This is a genomic window from Pseudomonas aegrilactucae, assembly GCF_019168305.1.
GTDB classification, from domain to species: domain Bacteria; phylum Pseudomonadota; class Gammaproteobacteria; order Pseudomonadales; family Pseudomonadaceae; genus Aquipseudomonas; species Aquipseudomonas aegrilactucae.
The window spans coordinates 1-17,935 of record NZ_JAHTBI010000055.1 but is presented as its reverse complement, the minus strand read 5'-3'; the positions used below and the strand labels follow the sequence as shown (position 1 = coordinate 17,935).

Here is a 17,935-nt window from a genome sequence, read left to right as displayed (position 1 = left end):
GCCAGCGAAGAGGCCATCACAGGATTATTGCAATTCCCGCAGTGTGCGCGTCATCACCCCGGTGTTGCACTTGGCCTTGGCCTGCTCCGGCGTCATCTCGCGCACCGTGCGGAAAAACAGCTCGCACGTCTGCTTCTTCGCCGTCACCTGCCACTTCTGCGTGCACGCCCCCAGCGTTGCCTGCGCATCGGCAGCCGGGTTGCGCCCCATGCCCGCCTGCCAGCACGCCGCGCTCAAGTCCTGCCCCATCATGCGCAAGCCGGCCGCATCGGCCTTGTCCTGGTCGTTGTCATTGTTTTTCGGGTCGGCCGCATACCAGATCGCGCTCGGATGATTGGCACCCAGTACCGGTACCTTCTGCCCCGGTGTCGGGCTGATGCTGACCAGGCCCAGCACGTTCACCTGCGGCCCGTACTGCTGCTTGATCCAGCTGCGCACCGGCGCGCCGAACGCGACCATCGGCAGGCTGGCGCCCTGCGCCGAGCGGGTGACCTCGCGCACCATCTGCACCTGATAGTCGCTGAAGTACCCGTACACGCCTTCCAGGTCCTTGCCGGCACTGGCGGGTGCGGCAATCGGCGCGATGTCCACGATGGTCTGGTAGGCCGGGGTCTGCTCGGCCGGGATACCGTTGAAGGTCAGCAACTGCGCCCAGCGGTCGGTGGTGTTGGAGCGCAGGTAGTCCTGCGCCTGGGTCAGCGAGTAGTCCGGCGGAAAATGCAGCAGCTCGATGCTGCGACGGTTTTCCAGGGCCATGCCCAGTGGCAGGAACAGTGACCAGTTGTACGCCCATTTACCCTCCCGATTGAGCCGGTAGGCGCCTTCGTAGGCCAGCTCGCCGCTGTCGAGCAGCGCCTTGAGCGGTGTGGCATAGCTGGCCGGCACACCGCGGATATCGGCGTACAACTGCGCATTGTCGCGCTGCACCGTGACCGTGGCGTCGGCGTAGCCGTCACGCTGCACGCTCTGGGTCAGGTAGTGCTCCACCGTCTGTTCCAGGGTCCAGTCGCGAAAACAGATCACGCCGCAGTTGTTGGGGTAGGCAAACAGGCGGGTCACCCGCTCCTGGCTGCCCAGCGCAAGATGGGCATCGGCCAGCACGCTGCTGCTGGCGGCCAGGGCGATCAGGCCCAGGGCAAAACGTGTACGCATGTTCAACTCCTTGTCGAATGGCTCCCGGTCGTTGGGAGGCTTGCCATACTGGAGGAGTTCTCAGGGAAAGGGGAAGGGGCGTGGCGATGAGGAGATATCGAAACATTGCGTTGTGCGCCGGGCTGCTTGGGGTGTTGCCGGCCCTGGCCGATGAGCGCGACCTGTGGTCGTTCGCCCAATGGACGGGCAGCCACGAGACGCGTGCATTTCGCGAAATGCTGGTCGAGGCGCGACTGTACGGCGTGGTGCCGCTGTACCAACTGCTGCGCTCGGCCAGCGACTGGCGCCTGTGCCGCGCCGAACCCTTTGCGGTGCCACCGCCTGCGCAGTGGCCGGCGGTGCGCTCGACCCTGCAGTTGCTCAAGACGCTGAGCGACCAGCAGCGCCTGAACAGCTACGAGGTGGTGTCGGCCTACCGCAACCCCACGCTCAACCGCTGCGCCGCAGGTGCCCCAGGCAGCGCCCACACGCGGGCGTTTGCCGTCGACGTGCTGTTGCCGGCCTGGGCCGACCCGCGCCCGCTGTGCGCGTTCTGGCAAACCCAGGGCCAGGCCTGGAACATGGGCCTGGGACGCTACCCCTCAGGGCGTATTCATATCGACACGGCCGGCTACCGCACCTGGGGTGGCGACCTCAGTGCGGGGTCATCGTTCTGCCCACCGCTGGCGGCGATGACCCAGTCGGCGAATCGCTTGCCGGGCGAGCCAGGTTCGAACGGCCGGGTGCCGAGCAGGTAGTACGCCGAGCCGTCCGGGATGAAGCCATGCGGCGCGTCGAGCTGCCCACTGTCGATTTCGTCCTGCACCATCAGGCGCGAGGCCAGGGCGACCCCGAGCCCGGCCAGCGCCGCCTGGATGCACAGGTAGAAGTGCTCGTAGTCGGCACGCAGGCTGCCCTGGGCCGATTGCTTGCAAAGGCGCAGCCACTGCTTCCAGGCCTGGGGCCGGGTGGCGGAGTGCAGCAGGCGCTGGCCGGCAAAGCCATGCGCGGGCAGCGGCAGGTCGGGGCGGCACACCGGCCCCACGGCCTCGTCACAGATCTTCAGGCTGTGCAGGTGCGCGTCCCAGTGGAAGTCGTCCCGGCGCAGCGCCAGGTCGACGCCGCTGCGGGCAAAGTCCACCGGCCCGCCGGCGGCCACCAGGTGCAGCTGGATGTCCGGGTGTGCGGCGTGGAAGGCAGGCAGGCGCGGGATCAGCCATTTCATCGCGATGGTCGGCTCGCACGACAGCACCAGCACGTCTTCACGGGCCTGTTGTTGCAGGCGCTGCACGCTGGCCTGCAGTTGCTCGAACACCGACACGGTGGTGTCGTGCAGGGCGCGCCCGGCGGGGGTGAGGAAGATCGCGCGGTTGCGTCGCTCGAACAGTTGCACTCCCAGCGACTCTTCCAGCAGGCGTACCTGGCGGCTCACGGCGCCGTGGGTGACGTTCAGGCGCTCGGCGGCGCGCACGAAGCTTTCGGTTTGTGCGGCGACATCGAAGTAGCGAAAGGCGGCGAGGGCGGGCAGTTTCATATGTGTGAGGAAAACTAGCGGATTTGCGCCACTATAAATCGCTTTTTTGCCGTGCTGAAGCTTTCGATAATGGCGGCGCACAGAATGATCTGTGCAATTTGCTGGAGGATCGAAGGTGGGTGAATTGCTTGCCGTTGCCCTGATTACCGTGCTGGCGGTGATCAGCCCCGGGGCCGACTTTGCCATGGTCACCCGCGCCAGTTACGCCTTTGGCCGGCGCAGTGGCTTGCTGGCGGCACTGGGGATTGCCTGCGGGGTACAGGTACATGTGTTGTACACCGTGCTCGGGGTGGCGGTGCTGATCAGCCAGTCGCCGGGGCTGTTCATGGCGATGAAGGTGCTGGGGGCGGCTTACCTGATCTATCTGGGTTATGGGTCGTTGCGCACTACCACGCGGTTGTCGCTCGAACAGGACGGTGCGCTGGCTCGGCCCAGTGCGCTGAGCGCGTTTGCCTCGGGGTTTCTGACCAACGCACTGAACCCCAAGACCCTGCTGTTCGTGGTCAGTGTCTATAGCCAGGTGGTGCAGCCGGGCAGTTCGCTGGGGTTGAACTTTGTGTATGGGGCGTTCATGTCGGTGGCGCATTGGGTGTGGTTCAGCCTGGTGGCGCTGTTCTTTTCCCGTGAGGTGTTGCGCCGGGCGATGTTGCGGCGCCAGCAGGTGGTGGACCGGGTGATCGGTGTGGCGCTGATCGGGCTGGGCCTGGCGGTAGTGTTGGTGAATGTGCGGTGACGCAACCGGCCTCTTCGCTGGCAAGCCAGCTCCCACAGGTACACTGTGGGAGCTGGCTTGCCAGCGAAGAGGGCGCCACCCATCTAGCCATTGCGTCTCCCTGGGGCAGCACCATAAGATATAACCATTCTCATTTAGTGCTACCAAGATGAAAGCCACCCCACCTGCCGACAGTCTTGCTTCGTTGTACAAGGGCTATCACGGCTGGCTGCTGGTGTGGCTGCGCCGCCGCCTGGACTGCCCGCACAATGCGGCAGACATGGCCCAGGACACCTTCATTCGCCTGCTCGGCGCCGGCAGCTATGTCGCCCCGCGCGAGCCGCGAGCGTTCCTCGCCACGGTGGCGCGGCGCCTGCTGATCGACCGCGGCCGCCGGCAGAAGCTCGAACAGGCCTACCGTGAAGCGCTCGCACGGCATGTCGAGTATCTGGACCAGGTGCCGTCCCCGGAGCAGATGCTGGCGGCGGTGCAGGCGCTGGAACACATCGCGCGTGCCCTCGACCTGATGAGCGCACGGGCCCGTGAAGTGTTCATCCTGCGCCACCTCGAAGGCCTGAGCCACGCGCAGATTGCCGAGCGCCTGAACGTCTCCACCAAGACCGTGCAGAACCATCTGGTGCAGGCGCTGCTGCACTGTCACGCCGCCACAGAGCCGGCCCTTTGAGCGTTTCACCTGCCACCCTGCGCCAGGCGGCCGAATGGCTCGTACGCCTGGACGACGACGCCAGCCCTGCCGACCAGCAGGCCTTCAGCGCCTGGCTGGCGGCCAACCCCGAGCACCAGGAGGCCGTACGCGTGCTGCAGGGCAGCCTGGCGCCATTGCGTGAGCTGCCGCGTGCGCCCGCCCGTGCGGCGCTCAAGCGCGTGGCGGCGCGGCCCGCCGGCAAGCGCGCACTCAAGGCGCTGGCACTCGGCCTGGCGTTGCTGTTGCCGGTGAGTGCACTGATCCAGCATTACCCGCCGGCCTACCTGCTGGCCGACATCCGCACCGGCACCGGCCAGTGGAGCACCCAGCAGTTGCCCGACGGCAGCCGCCTCAGCCTGGATGGCCGCTCGGCGGTCGACCTGCATTTCGATGCACGCTCGCGCACCTTGCGCCTGCTCAGCGGCGAGATCCTGCTGGACGTGGCCAAGGACGCCAGCCGCCCCTTCCTGGTGGTCACCGAGCACGGCAGCATCCGCGCCCTGGGAACGCGTTTTGTGGTCGAGCGCAGCGACGCCAGCACGCGCCTGGCGATGCTCGAGTCGAGCACCGAAGTGAAGAGCGCCGCAAGCACCCGCACGGTTGGTGCCGGGCAGCAGGTGCGCTTCGATGCCCACGGCATTCAGCCGACCGAGGCCATCGATGCGGCGGGCCTGGAGCAGGCCTGGGCCAACCACCAGCTGGTGATTCGCGAACAGCCGCTGGGTGAAGTGCTTGAGCGCCTGGGGCGAAATCACGGCGGCTACCTGCTGTTCGATGCCAAGGCGCTGGCGCACCTGAAGGTCAGCGCGGTATTGCCCGCGGATGACAGCCAGCGGGCCTTGCGCCTGCTGGCGCGCAGCTTCCCGATTCGGCTCGAGCACTACACGCCATGGGTCACCCGCATCACGCTCGAATAGAAAATGCTATCAAGTGCTTCCAGTTCTCGTTTTCCGTGCGTCCTTGTACTAGCCATTACCACGGAGAATCGGAACCATGCGTTCACCCAAGCCCTTCAAGCCCTGTCGCGCCCTGGCGCTGGCGGTTCATTTCGCCCTCGGCGCGCTGCCTGTACTGGCGCCGGCAGCCGCGTACGCACAGCAACAGATGCAGCGTTACGACATCCCGGCCGGGGCGCTGGGTGATGCGCTCAGCCGCTACGCCCGCGAGTCAGGCGTGGCCATTTCGTTCAATGCCGCGCAGGTCGCCAACATGGCCAGTGCCGGGTTGCAGGGCAGCTATGCGGTGCCGGAAGGCTTTGCGGCGCTGTTGCGCGGCCATGCGTTGCAGGCGCAGCCGAGCAGCGACGGTTATGTGCTGGTCGCCGTGCCGGGCGCCAGTGGTGCGCTCGAGCTGGGTGCCACCAGCATCAATGGGCAGGTGCTGGGGAGCACCACCGAAGGCACCGGTTCCTACACCACCGGGCCGATGCAGACGGCCACCAAGTTGCCCCTGAGCATTCGCCAGACGCCGCAGTCGGTCAGTGTCATCACCCGCCAGCGCATGGACGACCAGGACATGCGCAGCCTGGAAGACGTGCTCAAGAACACCCCCGGCATGTCCATGACCAAGGACGGCCCGCAACGCCCGACCTTCTACGCGCGGGGCTTCACCGTCGAAAACCTGATGAGCGACGGGCTGTCCAACGACCTGTCGCACTACCTGTCGCGAGACATGAACTCCACGCCCGACATGGCCATCTACGACCGCGTCGAAGTGGTGCGCGGCGCCACCGGCCTGATGCAGGGCTCGGGCACGCCGTCGGCGGCGATCAACATGGTGCGCAAGCGCCCCACGGCCGATCCGCGCCTGAGCATCACCGCCAGTGCCGGCAGCTGGGACAACTACCGTACCGAGGTCGATGCCTCGGGGGCACTCAACGACAGCGCCACCCTGCGTGGTCGAGTGGTCACTGCCTACCAGGCGCGCGACAGCTTCCAGGACGTGGCCGATACCGAGCGTTCGGTGTTCTATGCCATCGGTGAAGCCGACCTGAGCGAGAACAGTACATTCACCCTGGGCGTGTCGAACCAGAGCGTCAACAACACCTCCACCTGGGGCGGCCTGCCCACCGCCATCGACGGCAGCGACCTGCGCCTGCCGCGCTCGACCTACCTGGGCAGCGACTGGGAGTACTGGGACCAGGACAACACCACCCTGTTCAGCCGCCTGGACTATCGCCTGGCCAACGACTGGAAGCTGTTGCTGGCAGCCAGCCGCACCTGGTCGGACCTGCAGATGCTCGGCAGCATGACCCAGCGCATGGGCGCCGAAGGCGAGGCGTTCGGCCAGTACCTGGGGCAGTACCACTACGACGATGAACAGAGCAGCTACGACGCCTATGCCACCGGGCCTTACTCGTTGCTGGGGCGTACCCACGAGCTGGTGGTGGGGGCCAGCCGGCGCGAGCTGACCTTTGAGGGCAAGGGCAACTACAGCGACGACCTGATCGGCATGAACATCCATGCCTGGGACTCGGGCAGCCTGCCCAAGCGCCGTCTCGACCTGAGCTACTGGCACCAGGACCGCGAGACGTCCCAGACCGGCACCTACCTGACCTCGCGCTTCAACCTGGCCGATGACCTCAAGCTGATCGTGGGCGGCCGGCTGGACTGGTACGACAGCGAGTCGCAGACGCGCAATGGTTCGCGCCTGGGCAAACCTGTCACGGTCAGCGTCACGCGCAACCTGACCCGCTATGCCGGGGTGATCTACGACCTGGATGCGCAGCACTCGGTGTACGTGAGCTACACCGACATCTTCAAGCCGCAGTCCGAGCAGGATGCCAGCGGTAGCGAGCTCAAGCCGATCGAGGGCAAGAACTACGAAGTGGGCATCAAGGGCGAGTACTTCGACGGCGCATTGAATGCCAGTGCGGCAGTGTTTCGCATCGATCAGGAGAATCGCGCCAGGTCGCTGCAGCGCCATGAGTGCTCCGACGCCGTGCCGACCTGCTCCGAGGCGGCGGGCAAGGTGCGCAGCGAGGGCGTCGAACTGGAGCTCAACGGCACACTGCTGCCGGGCTGGGAGATGGGCGCCGGCTACACCTTTGCCCAGGTCAAGTACGTCAAGGACAGCAACCCTGACAACGAGGGTCGGCTGTTCGACACGGACATCCCGCGGCATGTGTTCAAGGCCTTCACCACCTACCAGTTGCCGGGTGAGCTTGAACGCTGGAAGGTCGGCGGCGGGGTGTACCGCCAGAACGCGATCTACAACAAGGGCGACAACTGGTACGCCACCGACAGCCGCTATCGCATCGAGCAGGATGCCTACACGCTGGTGGACCTGATGCTGAGCTACAAGGCCTCGCAGCAGTTGGACGTGCGGCTGAGCGTGAACAACCTGTTCGACACCCGGTACTACCAGAGCATTGCCACCAACACGGTGTATGGCGGCAGCTTCTATGGCGACCCGCGCAATGCGACGCTGACCTTGCGCTGGTCGCTTTGAGGCGCAAGGGATTCTTCGGGAGCGGGCCATCTAGCGCTTGAAAGAACCGCGGCTCTCATGCTAAATGATAAGCCTTATCATTTAAGTATGCGCTGATGGCCCCGACTGCATTCGCCTCCACCGCTTCGCGCGAGCAAGTACTGCATAGCCTGTTTGGCGACCACCATGGCTGGTTGCTCGGCCGCATGCGTGCGCGCCTTGGCTGTACCCATGACGCCGCCGACATGGCGGCCGAAGTGTTCGCCCAGGTGGTGGCGCTGCCTGAGCCGCAGGCTATTCGCGAGCCGCGCGCGCTGCTCACGACCATTGCCAAGCGCTTGATGTACGACAGCTGGCGCCGGCGCGATCTGGAGCGCGCTTACCTGGAGGCGTTGGCGCTGCAGCCTGAAGTGCACGAGCCCTCGCCTGAGGTGCGTGCGCTGGCGATCGAGGCGCTGCTCGAAGTGGACGCCCTGCTTGCGGGGCTTTCATCGCGGGCCCGCACAGCCTTTCTGTGCAGTCAGGTCGACGGCATGAAGTACGCCGATATCGCCAGCCTGATCGGCGTATCGACCATCCGGGTGCGCCAGTACGTGGCCAAAGGCTTGAAGCTTTGCTGCCAGAACCTGCTGTGCGAATGAAGCCCGAACGCAGCGCACTCGAAGAGGCCATCGAATGGACCGCCTGCATGCGCTCGGGGGACGTCCAGGCGGATGAGCAGCGCGCCTTCGACGCCTGGTTTGCCGAGCCGGGCAATGCGCAGGCATGGGAGCGGGTGCAGGCCCACCTGGGGGCCACCTTTTCAGCGCTGGCGCGTGGGCCTGATTCCCGGGTGCGCAGGGTGCTGCAGGCCCCTGATCCGCAGCGACGTCGTTTGCTGCGTGGTGTGCTGGTGCTGGGCGGCGTCGGTGTGGGCGCGGCACTGCTCGGTCGGCAAAGCGGCGTGCTTGCGGGCCTGGGGGCGGACTTTCATACCGCGACCGCCCAGCGCAGTGGCTTCAACCTGGCCGATGGCAGCACGCTGCTGCTCGATGCGCGCAGCGCAGTGGATATCGACTTCACTGCCAGCGAGCGCAACCTGGTATTGCGTGCCGGGAAGTTGATCGTCCAGGTCAGCGACGACTCCCGCCCCTTCGTTGTGCACACCCCTGACGGTTTCGCCCGCGGCACTGGCGCGCGTTTCATGGTGGCGCTGCAAGGCCGTGCAACGCATGTCTGGAGCCTGCAGTCGGGCCTGTGCATTGGCCGCACCGACAGCCCGTGTTCGGTGCTGCAGAGCGGCGCGGGTGCTCGCCTCGACACGCGCGGCGTCCACCCGCTTGCGGCCAATCGCAAGGGCGAAAGCAGCTGGGAAAGCGGCCGGCTGAGTGTGGACGACTGGTCGCTGGGCGACGTGATCGAGGCCCTGCAGGCCTACCGGCGCGGCGTGCTGCGCATCAGCCCCGCGGCGGCGCAACTGCGTGTTTCGGGCACCTTCTCGCTGGATGACAGCGAGCAGGCACTGGCCTCGCTGGAGCACACCCTGGGGCTGCGCATCGAGCGCTACCTGGGGTTCTGGACACAGATCGAGCGGCGCAGCTGAATTATTTTTCAGCGGCCCTGTATCGCTTTTGCGTGCTCGTTGGACATAGGCATAAACCGCTAATAAAAGCGCAGTCGCCAACACGGAGTCACGCATGTCCATTCGTTTTCGCCCAACGTTCAGGCTCACGCCTGTGTGCCTTGCCCTGCTGCTGGCCCAGGGCGTGTGTTCAGTCAGCTATGCCCAGGTCGCCTCGAGCAGCATTCAGGCGCAGCACGTGTTCGATTTGCCTGCCGACGCCTTGGTCGCGACCCTGGACCGCATTGCCCGTCAGAGCGGCCAGGAGATTGCGTATGTGCCGGCCCTGGCCAGCGGGCTGCGTGCGCCCGCCATCCAGGGCACGATGAGCGCCGAGCAGGCCGTGCAGCAGGCGCTCGCCGGCAGCGCGCTGTCGGTGCGCACCACGGCGGCCGGCACCCTGACCCTGGACCGCCTGACGACCCTGACCCTGCCAGAGCAGTCGATTGTCGGCATGCAGTCCGAGGCGCCCACCGTGTCGGTGGGCACCAAGGTGGCGCTGCGCCTGCGTGAGGTGCCGCAGACGATCGATGTCATCGGCCAGGAGCGTATTCAGAAGCAGAACCTGTACACCCTCGAAGACGCCCTGGGCAAGGTCGGCGGGGTCACCGTGCAGCGTATCGACGCCAGCCGCCTGAGCTTCTTCTCCCGTGGCTTCGAAATGACCTCGTTGCAGCTGGACGGTACGCCGACCACCATGGACAACCGGGTCTTCCTCTCGCCTGACCTGACCATGTACGACCGTGTCGAGGTGCTCAAGGGCCCCTCCGGCAGCCTGACCGGCACGGGCGGGCCCGGCGGCAGCATCAACCTGGTGCGCAAGCGCCCCCTGGCCGATGCCGCCGTGTCCGCTGAAGTCAGTGCCGGCTCCTGGGACAACTACCGGGCCATGGTGGATGTCACCGGCCCGCTGACCGACAGTGGCAACGTGCGTGGCCGCCTGGTGCTGAGCGACCGCAAGCAGGGCGTGTACTACGATGGCGGCGGCAAGCGCGACTCCAACCAGCTGTATGGCATCGTCGATATCGACCTGACGCCAGACACCGTCTGGACCCTTGGCGCGAGCAATCAGAACACCGATATCCGCGGCGCCCAGCGCTCGTTGCCGGCGTTTCGCTACACCAACGCGGCGGGCAGGCCGGCGATGTCGCTGCCGGATGTATCGCGCAAGAACTTCTACGGCGAAGACTGGAACCGCGATTACTTCTGGAGCACCGCGGTGTTCACCGAAATCGAACACCAGCTGGGCGACGGCTGGAAGACCAAGCTGGCACTGCGCCATGCCGACAACAACTATGACCTGACCCAGGCCTATGCCCGCAATGGCGGCGGTATCGACCCGGCCGACAACCTGGTGTCGATGAACTCGGTGATGTTCGACTACCGCGAGAAGCAGGACGAGGCCGACCTGTATGTGGACGGTCCTTTCAGCGTGCTGGGGCGCGAACACAAGGTACTGGTGGGCGCCAATTATTCACGCTCCGAGTTCGCGTCAAACGGTGGTTACTTCTCGGACTACCTGGGGGACGTGGACCTCTACAACCCGCAGGTGGACTTCCCCCGCCCGCTGTTCCCCGACTCGGACCGGTTGCCCACCAGTGTGGCCAACACCCGCTCCAAGGCGGTATACGGCAATGTGCGCCTGAGCCTGGCGGAGCCGTTGACGCTGGTGGTGGGTGGGCGCCTGACCTGGCTGGACATGCACCGCTCGCAGCACCAGCCGAAGGCCGGCTCGCCCTCGGAAAAGGTCGGCGACAGCACGTCGCAGAAATTCACGCCGTTCTATGGCCTGATCTACGAACTCGATGACACCTACTCGCTGTATGGCAACTACGCTGGCGTGTTCCAGCCGCAACCGGTCAGCAACCTGGATATCAACAACAGCATCATCAAGCCCCTGGAAGGCAAGCAGCACGAGCTGGGCATCAAGGGCGAGTTCCTCGACGGTGCGTTGAATGCGTCGCTGGCGGTCTTCCAGATCGAGGAAGAGAACCGGGCGATCCCGGACATGAACGACCCCGACTCGCGGGCAGTGGTGGCCAGCGGCAAGGCCAGGACCCGTGGCTTCGAGGCACAGATGAGTGGCCAGTTGACCCCCGACTGGTTCCTCTCCACCAACTTCACCCATACCTACAAGCGCTACGACAGCGAAAACGAGCAACTGCAGACCTACCTGCCGAAAAACATGCTGCGGGTGTGGACCCTCTACAAGCTGCCGGGCGAGCTGGAGAAATGGAGTGTTCAGGGCGGTGTCAGCGTCGTCAGTGAAACCTACAACAAGCTCGATGTGCCCTCGATCGACATGGACGGCACCAAGCTGCGCCAAAGTGGCTATGCCTTGTACGATGCCGGCATCGGCTACCAGATCACCCCGCATCTGTCGGCTGACCTGCTGGCGACCAACCTGACCGACAAGAAGTACTTCCAGCGCATCAACACCTTCCAGGACGGGAACATCTTCGGTGACCCGCGTGCCGTGTCGATGACCGTGCGTGCCAGGTTCTGATCGTCACGCGATGAAGGCTGCCCTCAATCGCCAGCGCGCCGCGTGGCTGGTGCTGGCGTTGTTGCTCAGCTACCTGTTCACCTGGGCGCTGAGCAGCCTGTCGGCGCTGTGTCTGGTGCGCCTGGGACTGCCGCGTAGCGAGGCGGTGCTGATCGCTTCGATGGCGGGCTTTGTGCTGTTTGCGCTGCTGGGGCTCTGGCTGTTCGGTGCGCGGCGGGCACGGCGCGGCGCCGTGGTGGTGGCAATGGCGTCGGTGTCGATGCTGCTCACGACGCGCTGGCTCGGGGGAGGGGCGTGATGTTCGACAGCGTGCGTCACGCCATGCTGTGGCTGCATCGAGTGCTCGGGGTGGGGTTTTCGGGGCTGTTGCTGGTCGCCTTTTTCATGGGTAGCCTGGCGGTCCATGACCGTGAACTGGACAGCTGGATGCTGCCGCAGATTCGTGTGGCGCCCAGTGCTGCACCGTTCTCGCTGGATCGGCAGGTAGCGGCCCAGGTGGTCCGCCTGAGCGAAGGCAAGGCGCTGTTGCAGTGGTACGTGGAATTGCCCGATGCGCGCCGGGCGGTGGTGCGCTTTCAGGCCTGGACCCTGGCGCGCGAGGGCATCAGCCGCTTTGTTGCGCCGGATGATGGGCGCCTGTTGCCCGAGGCCGGGAGCCGAGGCGGTGATTTCTTCTACCGGTTGCACTACACCCTGAACCTCAACGCCTGGAACCTGGGGGCCCGGTTGCTTGGCCTGGCGGCGATGCTGGGAATTGTCGTGCTGATTGCCGGCCTCTGGATTCATGCCCGCCTGTTTCAGGACCTGTTCGTGTTGCGTCTGGACAAGTCGCCAAGGCGCTTGCTGGACCTGCACAACCTGACCGGGGTGCTGGCCTTGCCGTTTCATTTCATCATCCTGTTGACCGGTCTGCTGATCCTCTTCCCGTTGTACCTGCCGTCCGCAATCCTGGCGGTGTACCCCGATCAGGCCGAGCAGTTTGCCGTGCACGCCAACGCAGCCTACAGCCGCCCGGCAGCCGGCACCCCCGGTACGCTCGGCTCGCTGGACCAGATGCTGGCGCATGCCCGCGTGCAGTGGGCGGGTGATGAAGCCGGGTTTGTCAGGGTCTGGCACCCTGGGGATGCGCATGCCTACGTCGAGGTGAGTCGGTCGCTGGCGGGTGGTTTCAGCCAGGATGGCCGCACCTTGTACTTTGATGGTGCCAGCGGCCGGCTGCTGCACGAGGCGCGTTTGCCGGGGGTGGCGGCGACGTTCCAGTGGCTGGCCGGGTTGCATGTCGCGCATTTCCAGCAGCCGTGGTTGCGCCTGCTGTATTTCCTGGCGGGCGTGAGCGGTTGCGTGATGCTGGGCAGCGGGTTGCTCTATTGGCTGCACAAGCGCCGCCTGCAGCAGGCCGCCGGGCACTGGGGCAGCATCACGATGACAGCGTTCAGCTGTGCGCTGATCACCGGCATGCCGCTGGCGACCCTGGCCATGCTGGTGGCCAATCAATGGCTGCCACAGGGGCTGAGCGGGCGGGCACAGTGGGAGATCCAGGTGTTCTGCTGGGCCTGGTTGCTGGTGGCCGTGCATGGGCTGTGGGCGGTGTGCAGGTCAGCGCAGTCGCGGGCGCCCTGGGCCACGCACTGCCTGATGATCTGCGCCCTGGCGTTGGTGGCAGTGCTCTCCAATGCCTGGCGTACCGGGGATCATCCGTGGCGTGCCTTCAGCCAGGGCTTGCCGGCGGTTGCGGGGGTGGACCTGGTGTTGCTGTTGACTGCCTTGTCGGCGGGCCTGATGGGCTGGCGCCTGCGTGATCGCACGGTATCTTGCGGGGCCGGGCATGGCTGAGTGGCTGTCGAGCATGGCGGTGCTTGGCCTGCTGGGAGTGGGGCTGGGTGCGTTGGCGCTGAGCCAGCCGGTGCATTGGCGCAAGGTCATGCGCCATGCGCCGTTCCCTGGGGCTGGCGCGCTGCGCTGGGGCGCGTCTTTGGCGTTGGGCCTGGGGTTGCTGCTGAGCGGGGTCACTCAAGGCGCGGGCCTGGGGACGGTGTTCTGGGTGCTGGCGTTTCTGCCGGCAGGCAGCGGCGTGGCGATCGCGTTGCATTTATGGCGGGCATAAAAAAAGGGCCTACCTTTCGGTAAGCCCTTTTTAGTACTTGGTGGCTACACAGGGACTTGAACCCCGGACCCCAGCATTATGAATGCTATGCTCTAACCAACTGAGCTATGTAGCCAAGTGGCGCGCATTATTAGCCCGAAAGGGCATTGTGTCAACACCCATTTCGAAAAAATTTAACGCGCGATCAACCGCTTAGCCAAACCCCCCTCAGAATTTGTAGGTGAAGTTGGTCATCACGTTGCGCGGCGCGCCGTAGGTGCCGTACAGGCCGGCCATGCTGTAGTACTCGCGGTCGAAAACGTTGTTGAGGTTGACCGACGCCTCCAGGTGCTCGTTGATGGCGTAGCGCGCCATCAGGTTGGCGATGGCGTAACTGCCTTGGGTGAAGCTGTGCAGGTCGTTGCCCACCTTGCTCTGCCAGTTCACGCCACCGCCGACAGTCACCTTGTCCAGTACCCCTGTCAGGCGATAGGTGGTGAAGGTCTTGAGGCTGTGGCGCGGCAGCACGGTGTTGATGCGCTCGTCCTCGTTGTCGGTGGTCAGGGTGTAGGCGTAGCCCGCCGACGCCTGCCAGCCCTCGGCCAGCTCGCCATTGATCTCCATCTCCAGGCCCTTGGAGGTGGTGTCCTGCTTGGCGTCGTACACGTTTTCATGCTGCCAGATGGCCAGGTTGTCCTGTTCGAGCTTGAACAGCGACATGCTTGAGTTCAGCTTGCCGTCGAAGTGGCTGCCCTTGATGCCCATCTCGTAACCGATCCCCTGCATGGGGTCGATCGGCTTGAACTGCTCGTCCTGCACCCACGAGCCCTGCGGGTTGAAGATCTTGGTGTAGCTGGCATACACCGCCCAGGTGTCGTTCAGGTCGTAGACCACACCGGCGTAGGGAATGAAGACGCCGGTTTCCTTGCGGTCGGTGTCCACGTTCGGCTCGTCGTCGGCGTATGGCCGCTCTTTGGTCTTGCGCTGCCAGTCGATCAGGCGGCTGCCCAGAATCAGGTTCAGGTCGTCGGTCAGGTGCAGGCGCGTGGTGAGGTAGGCAGCGTACTGGTTTTCTTCCTGGGCAGACTTGCCGCTTTCAGTGAAAGCCGGCTTGGGCTGCTTGCCATCCCAGTCGAAGAGGTTGTCGATCGATGCCCCCGGTGTGACGCTGTAGTCTCTGCGCCAGCCACCCCACTCGGGCACGCTCTGGCGAAACTGCGACAGGGTCACGCCACCGATCAGCTCATGCTCACGGTTGAACAGGCTGAACGGGCCGGTCACGTACAGGTCGAGGTTGTCCTGGCGTGGCGTGCCGGAGAAGCGCACCGGCAGTTGGCTCATGCCGCTGCCATCCGGGTTCAGGTTGCCCATGACGAAGCCGAACACTTCGTCGAACGTGTTTTCCGAATGGCTGTATTCGACCTTGCCACTCCAGCCATTGCCCAGTTGCTGTTCCACCGAGGCGAAGTAGCTGGTCTGTTCATGGTCGTTGTAGGACCAGGTCGGGGCACTGTTGATCGAGCGGCTGAGGTTGGCGCGTTCGCCATTGCTGAACCGCGTCGGCAGGCCGCTGCGCAGGGGGGAATCGACATCGGTGCGCAGGTAGCTGAAACCCAGGGTCAGCAGGGTGTCTTCGCTCAGGTCGAACTCGGTGATGCCATAGAGCAGCTGTGTGTCCTGCTTGTAGCGGTCCACCCAGGCCTTTTCGGTCTTGTAGTCGGCCACCAGGCGGCCGCGCACGTTGCCGCTCTCGGTCATCGGGCCGGACACATCGAAGCCGCTGCCGTAGCGATCCCAGGTGCCGGCCGAGCCGGTAATGCTGGCCTGGCCTTCATAGGTGGGGCGCTTGCGGATCAGGTTGATGGTCGCCGACGGGCTGCCCATGCCGCTGATCAGGCCGCTGGCGCCGCGCACGATTTCCACCCGGTCGTACATCGCCATGCTCTGGGTGTAGTTGTCCATGCGCGCGGTGGTGGGCACGCCATCGACTTCGTAGTTCTGGATCACGAAGCCGCGCGAGTAGTAGCTGTCGCTCTCGGCGCCCAGGCCGTCACGGGTGACAATGATGCCCGGTGTGGCTTCCAGGGTGTCGGTCAGGGTGTTCAGGCGCTGGTCATCCAGGCGCTGACGGGTTACCACGGTCAGCGCCTGCGGGGTTTGCTGGGGTGTCAGGTTCAAGCGCGTCGAGCTGCTGGAGGAGTAGGTGGTGTACAGCCCGGTGCCTTCGGTGGTGGAGCCCGGCGCCTTGCCCGAGATGCTCACGGCATCGAGTTGCAGGCCGCTGCCCAGGTTCACCGGCAGCTCGATCAGGAAGCTGTTGGCGTTGGGCTGGCTCAGGCGTGCGCTGTTGCCGGTCAGGGTGCGCAGCGCCTGCTCGGCGGTGTACTCGCCCTGCACGGCTGGGGCGGTGAGGCCGGCGACCTGATTGGCATCGTAGATCACCTGATAGCCGCTTTGCGCGCTGAACAACTCGATGGCGTCCACCAGCGATTGCGACGAGATGCGAAAGTCGATGCGCTGGGCCTGCGCCTGGGCGGTTTCGGCCGCCTGTGCGGGGACGCCCGCAAGCACTGCGAACAGGCTGGCGGCCAACAGGGCGCTGGCCAGTGGACGGCGGGTAAACGCGAAGTCACGTGGGTACTGCATGGTTCCTCCCCCAAGAAGGTGCAAATGGTAATGCTTCTTATGTGGGGGTGTGACGCAGCAGGAACACGAATTACCGTGAGTGACTGAAAATATTTTCAGCGCACGATGATCCAGTGCCCCAGCAGCGAATCGGCCTGCAGTTTCTGGCTGCTGATCAGGGCGTCGAAGGCGTTGTCGGCCTGGTCCAGATTGAAGCTGGCGCTGACCCGGCGCTGGCCGGCCGCGCCGTTGAGCAACACCAGGCGGCGGCCCTGGTAGCCGGCAAGCTGTTCGAGCACCTGCTGCAACGGCACGTCGCGCACGCGCAACTGGCCATCGCGCCAGGCCAGCAGGCGTTCGGCGTCTACCGCCTGGGGCGCATCGAGCTGTTCGCCGTGCAGCGTCAGGCGCTGGCCGGGGCTCAGGCGCTGGCGCTGGCTGGCGGTGCTGACCTCGACACTGCCGCTGAGCAGTACCACTTCGTCCTGCTCGCCACGGCTGACCGAAAAGCGCGTGCCCAGCACCTGTACCCTGGCATTGTCGACGTCGACCACGAACGGGCGGCCGTCATGCACCACGTCGGCAAACACCCGGCCCTGGCGCAGGCGCACGGTGCGGGTGGCGCCCTCGAGGTCGATGTCGACGGCACTGGCGCTGTCCAGGCGCAGGCGCGAACCATCGGCCAGCAGCACCTCGCGGCGCTCGCCCGCGGCGGTGGCGTAGTCGCTGCCCAGGGTCTGCAGCGCCGGCACCAGCAGCCAGCTCAGGCCAGCGCCCAGCAGCAGGCTGGCGGCTGCGGCGTACACCGGCCAGCGCGCCTTCTTCACGCGGCGCTGGTCGGCCTTGCGCACCCGGCGTGCCGGCAGTTCGAGGGTTTGCCAGAGCTGTTCGACGGCGGCCAGTGCCTGGGCGTTTTGCGCGTCCTGCCTCCAGGCGCCCAGGGCTTCACGCTCGGCGGGCGTGAAGTCGTCGGCACGCTGGCGAGTGAACCAGTGCAGGGCCTGCTGTTCGCGTTCGGCGCTGGGGGATGGGTCGGGCGTCATTGGGCTTCGTTCGGCTGGCGCGCATGCAGGGCGGCGGCTGCGCAGTGGCTCAGGGCTTTGTTCAGGTGGCGTTCCACGGCGCGGGGTTCCAGGCCCAGGCGCGCGGCGATGTCCTTGTAGCTCATTTGCTCGACCCGGGCCAGCAGAAATACCTCGCGGGTGGGCGAGGGCAGGCCGTCGATCAGGCGCTCCAGGTGGTCGAGGGTGTTGCCGGCCACGGCGCTGCGCTCGGGGCTGGTGTCGCTGAGCAGGTGTTCGAGCGCCTGCTCGTCGTTGACCCCGCGTACCTGGTTGCGCCGGGCGTGATCGATACTCAGGTTGTTGGCGATGCGGTAGAGGAAGGCGCGCAGGTTGCCGACCTCGCCGCGTTCGCTGTGCATCAGGCGCACGAAGGCATCCTGCAGCAAATCGCGGGCGGTTTCCCGGCAGCGCACACGGCGGGTGAGAAAGGCCAGCAGCTCGTTGCGGTGGCGCTGGTAGAGCAGCGTCAGGCTTCGGTCTTCCTGATTGTCGGGCATGGTCATACCGCGGATGGTGAGTGCCTGTACCGGCCTCTTCGCTGGCAA

15 protein-coding genes, 1 tRNA gene and 1 pseudogene are annotated in these 17,935 nt (G+C 65.5%); 11 read left to right on the top strand and 6 right to left on the bottom strand.

Annotation, left to right across the window (positions count from 1 at the left end):
• Positions 1–24: 24 nt before the first annotated feature.
• Positions 25–1,152 (bottom strand): hypothetical protein, encoded by a 1,128-nt coding sequence (locus KUO17_RS16575; protein WP_217976621.1) that lies wholly within the window; start codon positions 1,150–1,152, stop codon positions 25–27.
• Between the two features lie 86 nt (positions 1,153–1,238).
• On the opposite strand from KUO17_RS16575, the pseudogene KUO17_RS16570 reads away from it, so the two are divergent.
• Positions 1,239–1,808, top strand: a pseudogene (locus KUO17_RS16570) (D-Ala-D-Ala carboxypeptidase family metallohydrolase); the annotation flags it as partial.
• On the opposite strand, the gene KUO17_RS16565 reads toward KUO17_RS16570, so the two are convergent.
• Positions 1,763–2,665 (bottom strand): LysR substrate-binding domain-containing protein, encoded by a 903-nt coding sequence (locus KUO17_RS16565; RefSeq protein ID WP_217976620.1) that lies wholly within the window; start codon positions 2,663–2,665, stop codon positions 1,763–1,765. The pseudogene KUO17_RS16570 and the gene KUO17_RS16565 sit on opposite strands and share 46 nt — an antisense overlap.
• A gap of 115 nt (positions 2,666–2,780) precedes the next feature.
• On the opposite strand from KUO17_RS16565, the gene KUO17_RS16560 reads away from it, so the two are divergent.
• The 10 genes from KUO17_RS16560 to KUO17_RS16515 all read left to right on the top strand — a co-directional run bounded on the left by KUO17_RS16560 (position 2,781) and on the right by KUO17_RS16515 (position 13,722).
• On the top strand, positions 2,781–3,398 hold the full coding sequence (locus tag KUO17_RS16560) for a LysE family translocator (protein ID WP_217976619.1): 618 nt from the start codon (positions 2,781–2,783) through the stop codon (positions 3,396–3,398).
• Positions 3,399–3,546: 148 nt separating this feature from the next.
• The gene (locus KUO17_RS16555) at positions 3,547–4,062 is read left to right on the top strand and encodes a sigma-70 family RNA polymerase sigma factor (RefSeq protein ID WP_217976618.1); all 516 of its coding nucleotides are present in this window, start codon (positions 3,547–3,549) and stop codon (positions 4,060–4,062) included.
• Entirely contained in the window at positions 4,059–5,000 is a 942-nt protein-coding gene (locus KUO17_RS16550; RefSeq protein WP_217976617.1) for a FecR family protein, read from the top strand. Before KUO17_RS16555 ends, KUO17_RS16550 begins: the two co-directional genes overlap by 4 nt.
• Positions 5,001–5,076: 76 nt before the next feature.
• A complete protein-coding gene (locus KUO17_RS16545; RefSeq protein WP_217976616.1) occupies positions 5,077–7,533 on the top strand; it encodes a TonB-dependent siderophore receptor in 2,457 nt (818 codons plus the stop codon).
• Positions 7,534–7,628: 95 nt separating this feature from the next.
• Positions 7,629–8,153 (top strand): sigma-70 family RNA polymerase sigma factor, encoded by a 525-nt coding sequence (locus KUO17_RS16540; protein WP_217976615.1) that lies wholly within the window; start codon positions 7,629–7,631, stop codon positions 8,151–8,153.
• Positions 8,150–9,094 (top strand): FecR domain-containing protein, encoded by a 945-nt coding sequence (locus KUO17_RS16535; RefSeq protein WP_217976614.1) that lies wholly within the window; start codon positions 8,150–8,152, stop codon positions 9,092–9,094. Before KUO17_RS16540 ends, KUO17_RS16535 begins: the two co-directional genes overlap by 4 nt.
• Positions 9,095–9,188: 94 nt before the next feature.
• The gene (locus tag KUO17_RS16530; protein WP_217976613.1) at positions 9,189–11,618 is read left to right on the top strand and encodes a TonB-dependent siderophore receptor; all 2,430 of its coding nucleotides are present in this window, start codon (positions 9,189–9,191) and stop codon (positions 11,616–11,618) included.
• A complete protein-coding gene (locus KUO17_RS16525) occupies positions 11,605–11,916 on the top strand; it encodes a hypothetical protein (RefSeq protein WP_341869627.1) in 312 nt (103 codons plus the stop codon). The genes KUO17_RS16530 and KUO17_RS16525 overlap by 14 nt, the downstream gene beginning before the upstream one ends.
• A complete protein-coding gene (locus KUO17_RS16520) occupies positions 11,916–13,451 on the top strand; it encodes a PepSY-associated TM helix domain-containing protein (protein ID WP_217976612.1) in 1,536 nt (511 codons plus the stop codon). Before KUO17_RS16525 ends, KUO17_RS16520 begins: the two co-directional genes overlap by 1 nt.
• Complete coding sequence (locus KUO17_RS16515; RefSeq protein WP_217976611.1) at positions 13,444–13,722, top strand: DUF3325 family protein; 279 nt, start codon at positions 13,444–13,446, stop codon at positions 13,720–13,722. The genes KUO17_RS16520 and KUO17_RS16515 overlap by 8 nt, the downstream gene beginning before the upstream one ends.
• A 38-nt stretch (positions 13,723–13,760) precedes the next feature.
• Here the strand turns inward: KUO17_RS16515 and KUO17_RS16510 are convergent.
• The 4 genes from KUO17_RS16510 to KUO17_RS16495 all read right to left on the bottom strand — a co-directional run.
• Positions 13,761–13,837: transfer RNA gene (locus tag KUO17_RS16510), tRNA-Met, on the bottom strand.
• A 92-nt stretch (positions 13,838–13,929) separates the two neighbouring features.
• Positions 13,930–16,347 (bottom strand): TonB-dependent siderophore receptor, encoded by a 2,418-nt coding sequence (locus KUO17_RS16505; protein ID WP_217976610.1) that lies wholly within the window; start codon positions 16,345–16,347, stop codon positions 13,930–13,932.
• A 95-nt stretch (positions 16,348–16,442) separates the two neighbouring features.
• Positions 16,443–17,369, bottom strand: coding sequence for a FecR family protein (locus KUO17_RS16500; RefSeq protein WP_217976609.1), 927 nt, complete (start codon positions 17,367–17,369; stop codon positions 16,443–16,445).
• Positions 17,366–17,935 (bottom strand): RNA polymerase sigma factor (locus KUO17_RS16495; protein WP_217976608.1); only part of this gene is annotated, 570 nt, incomplete at its 5' end. The genes KUO17_RS16500 and KUO17_RS16495, both read right to left, overlap by 4 nt.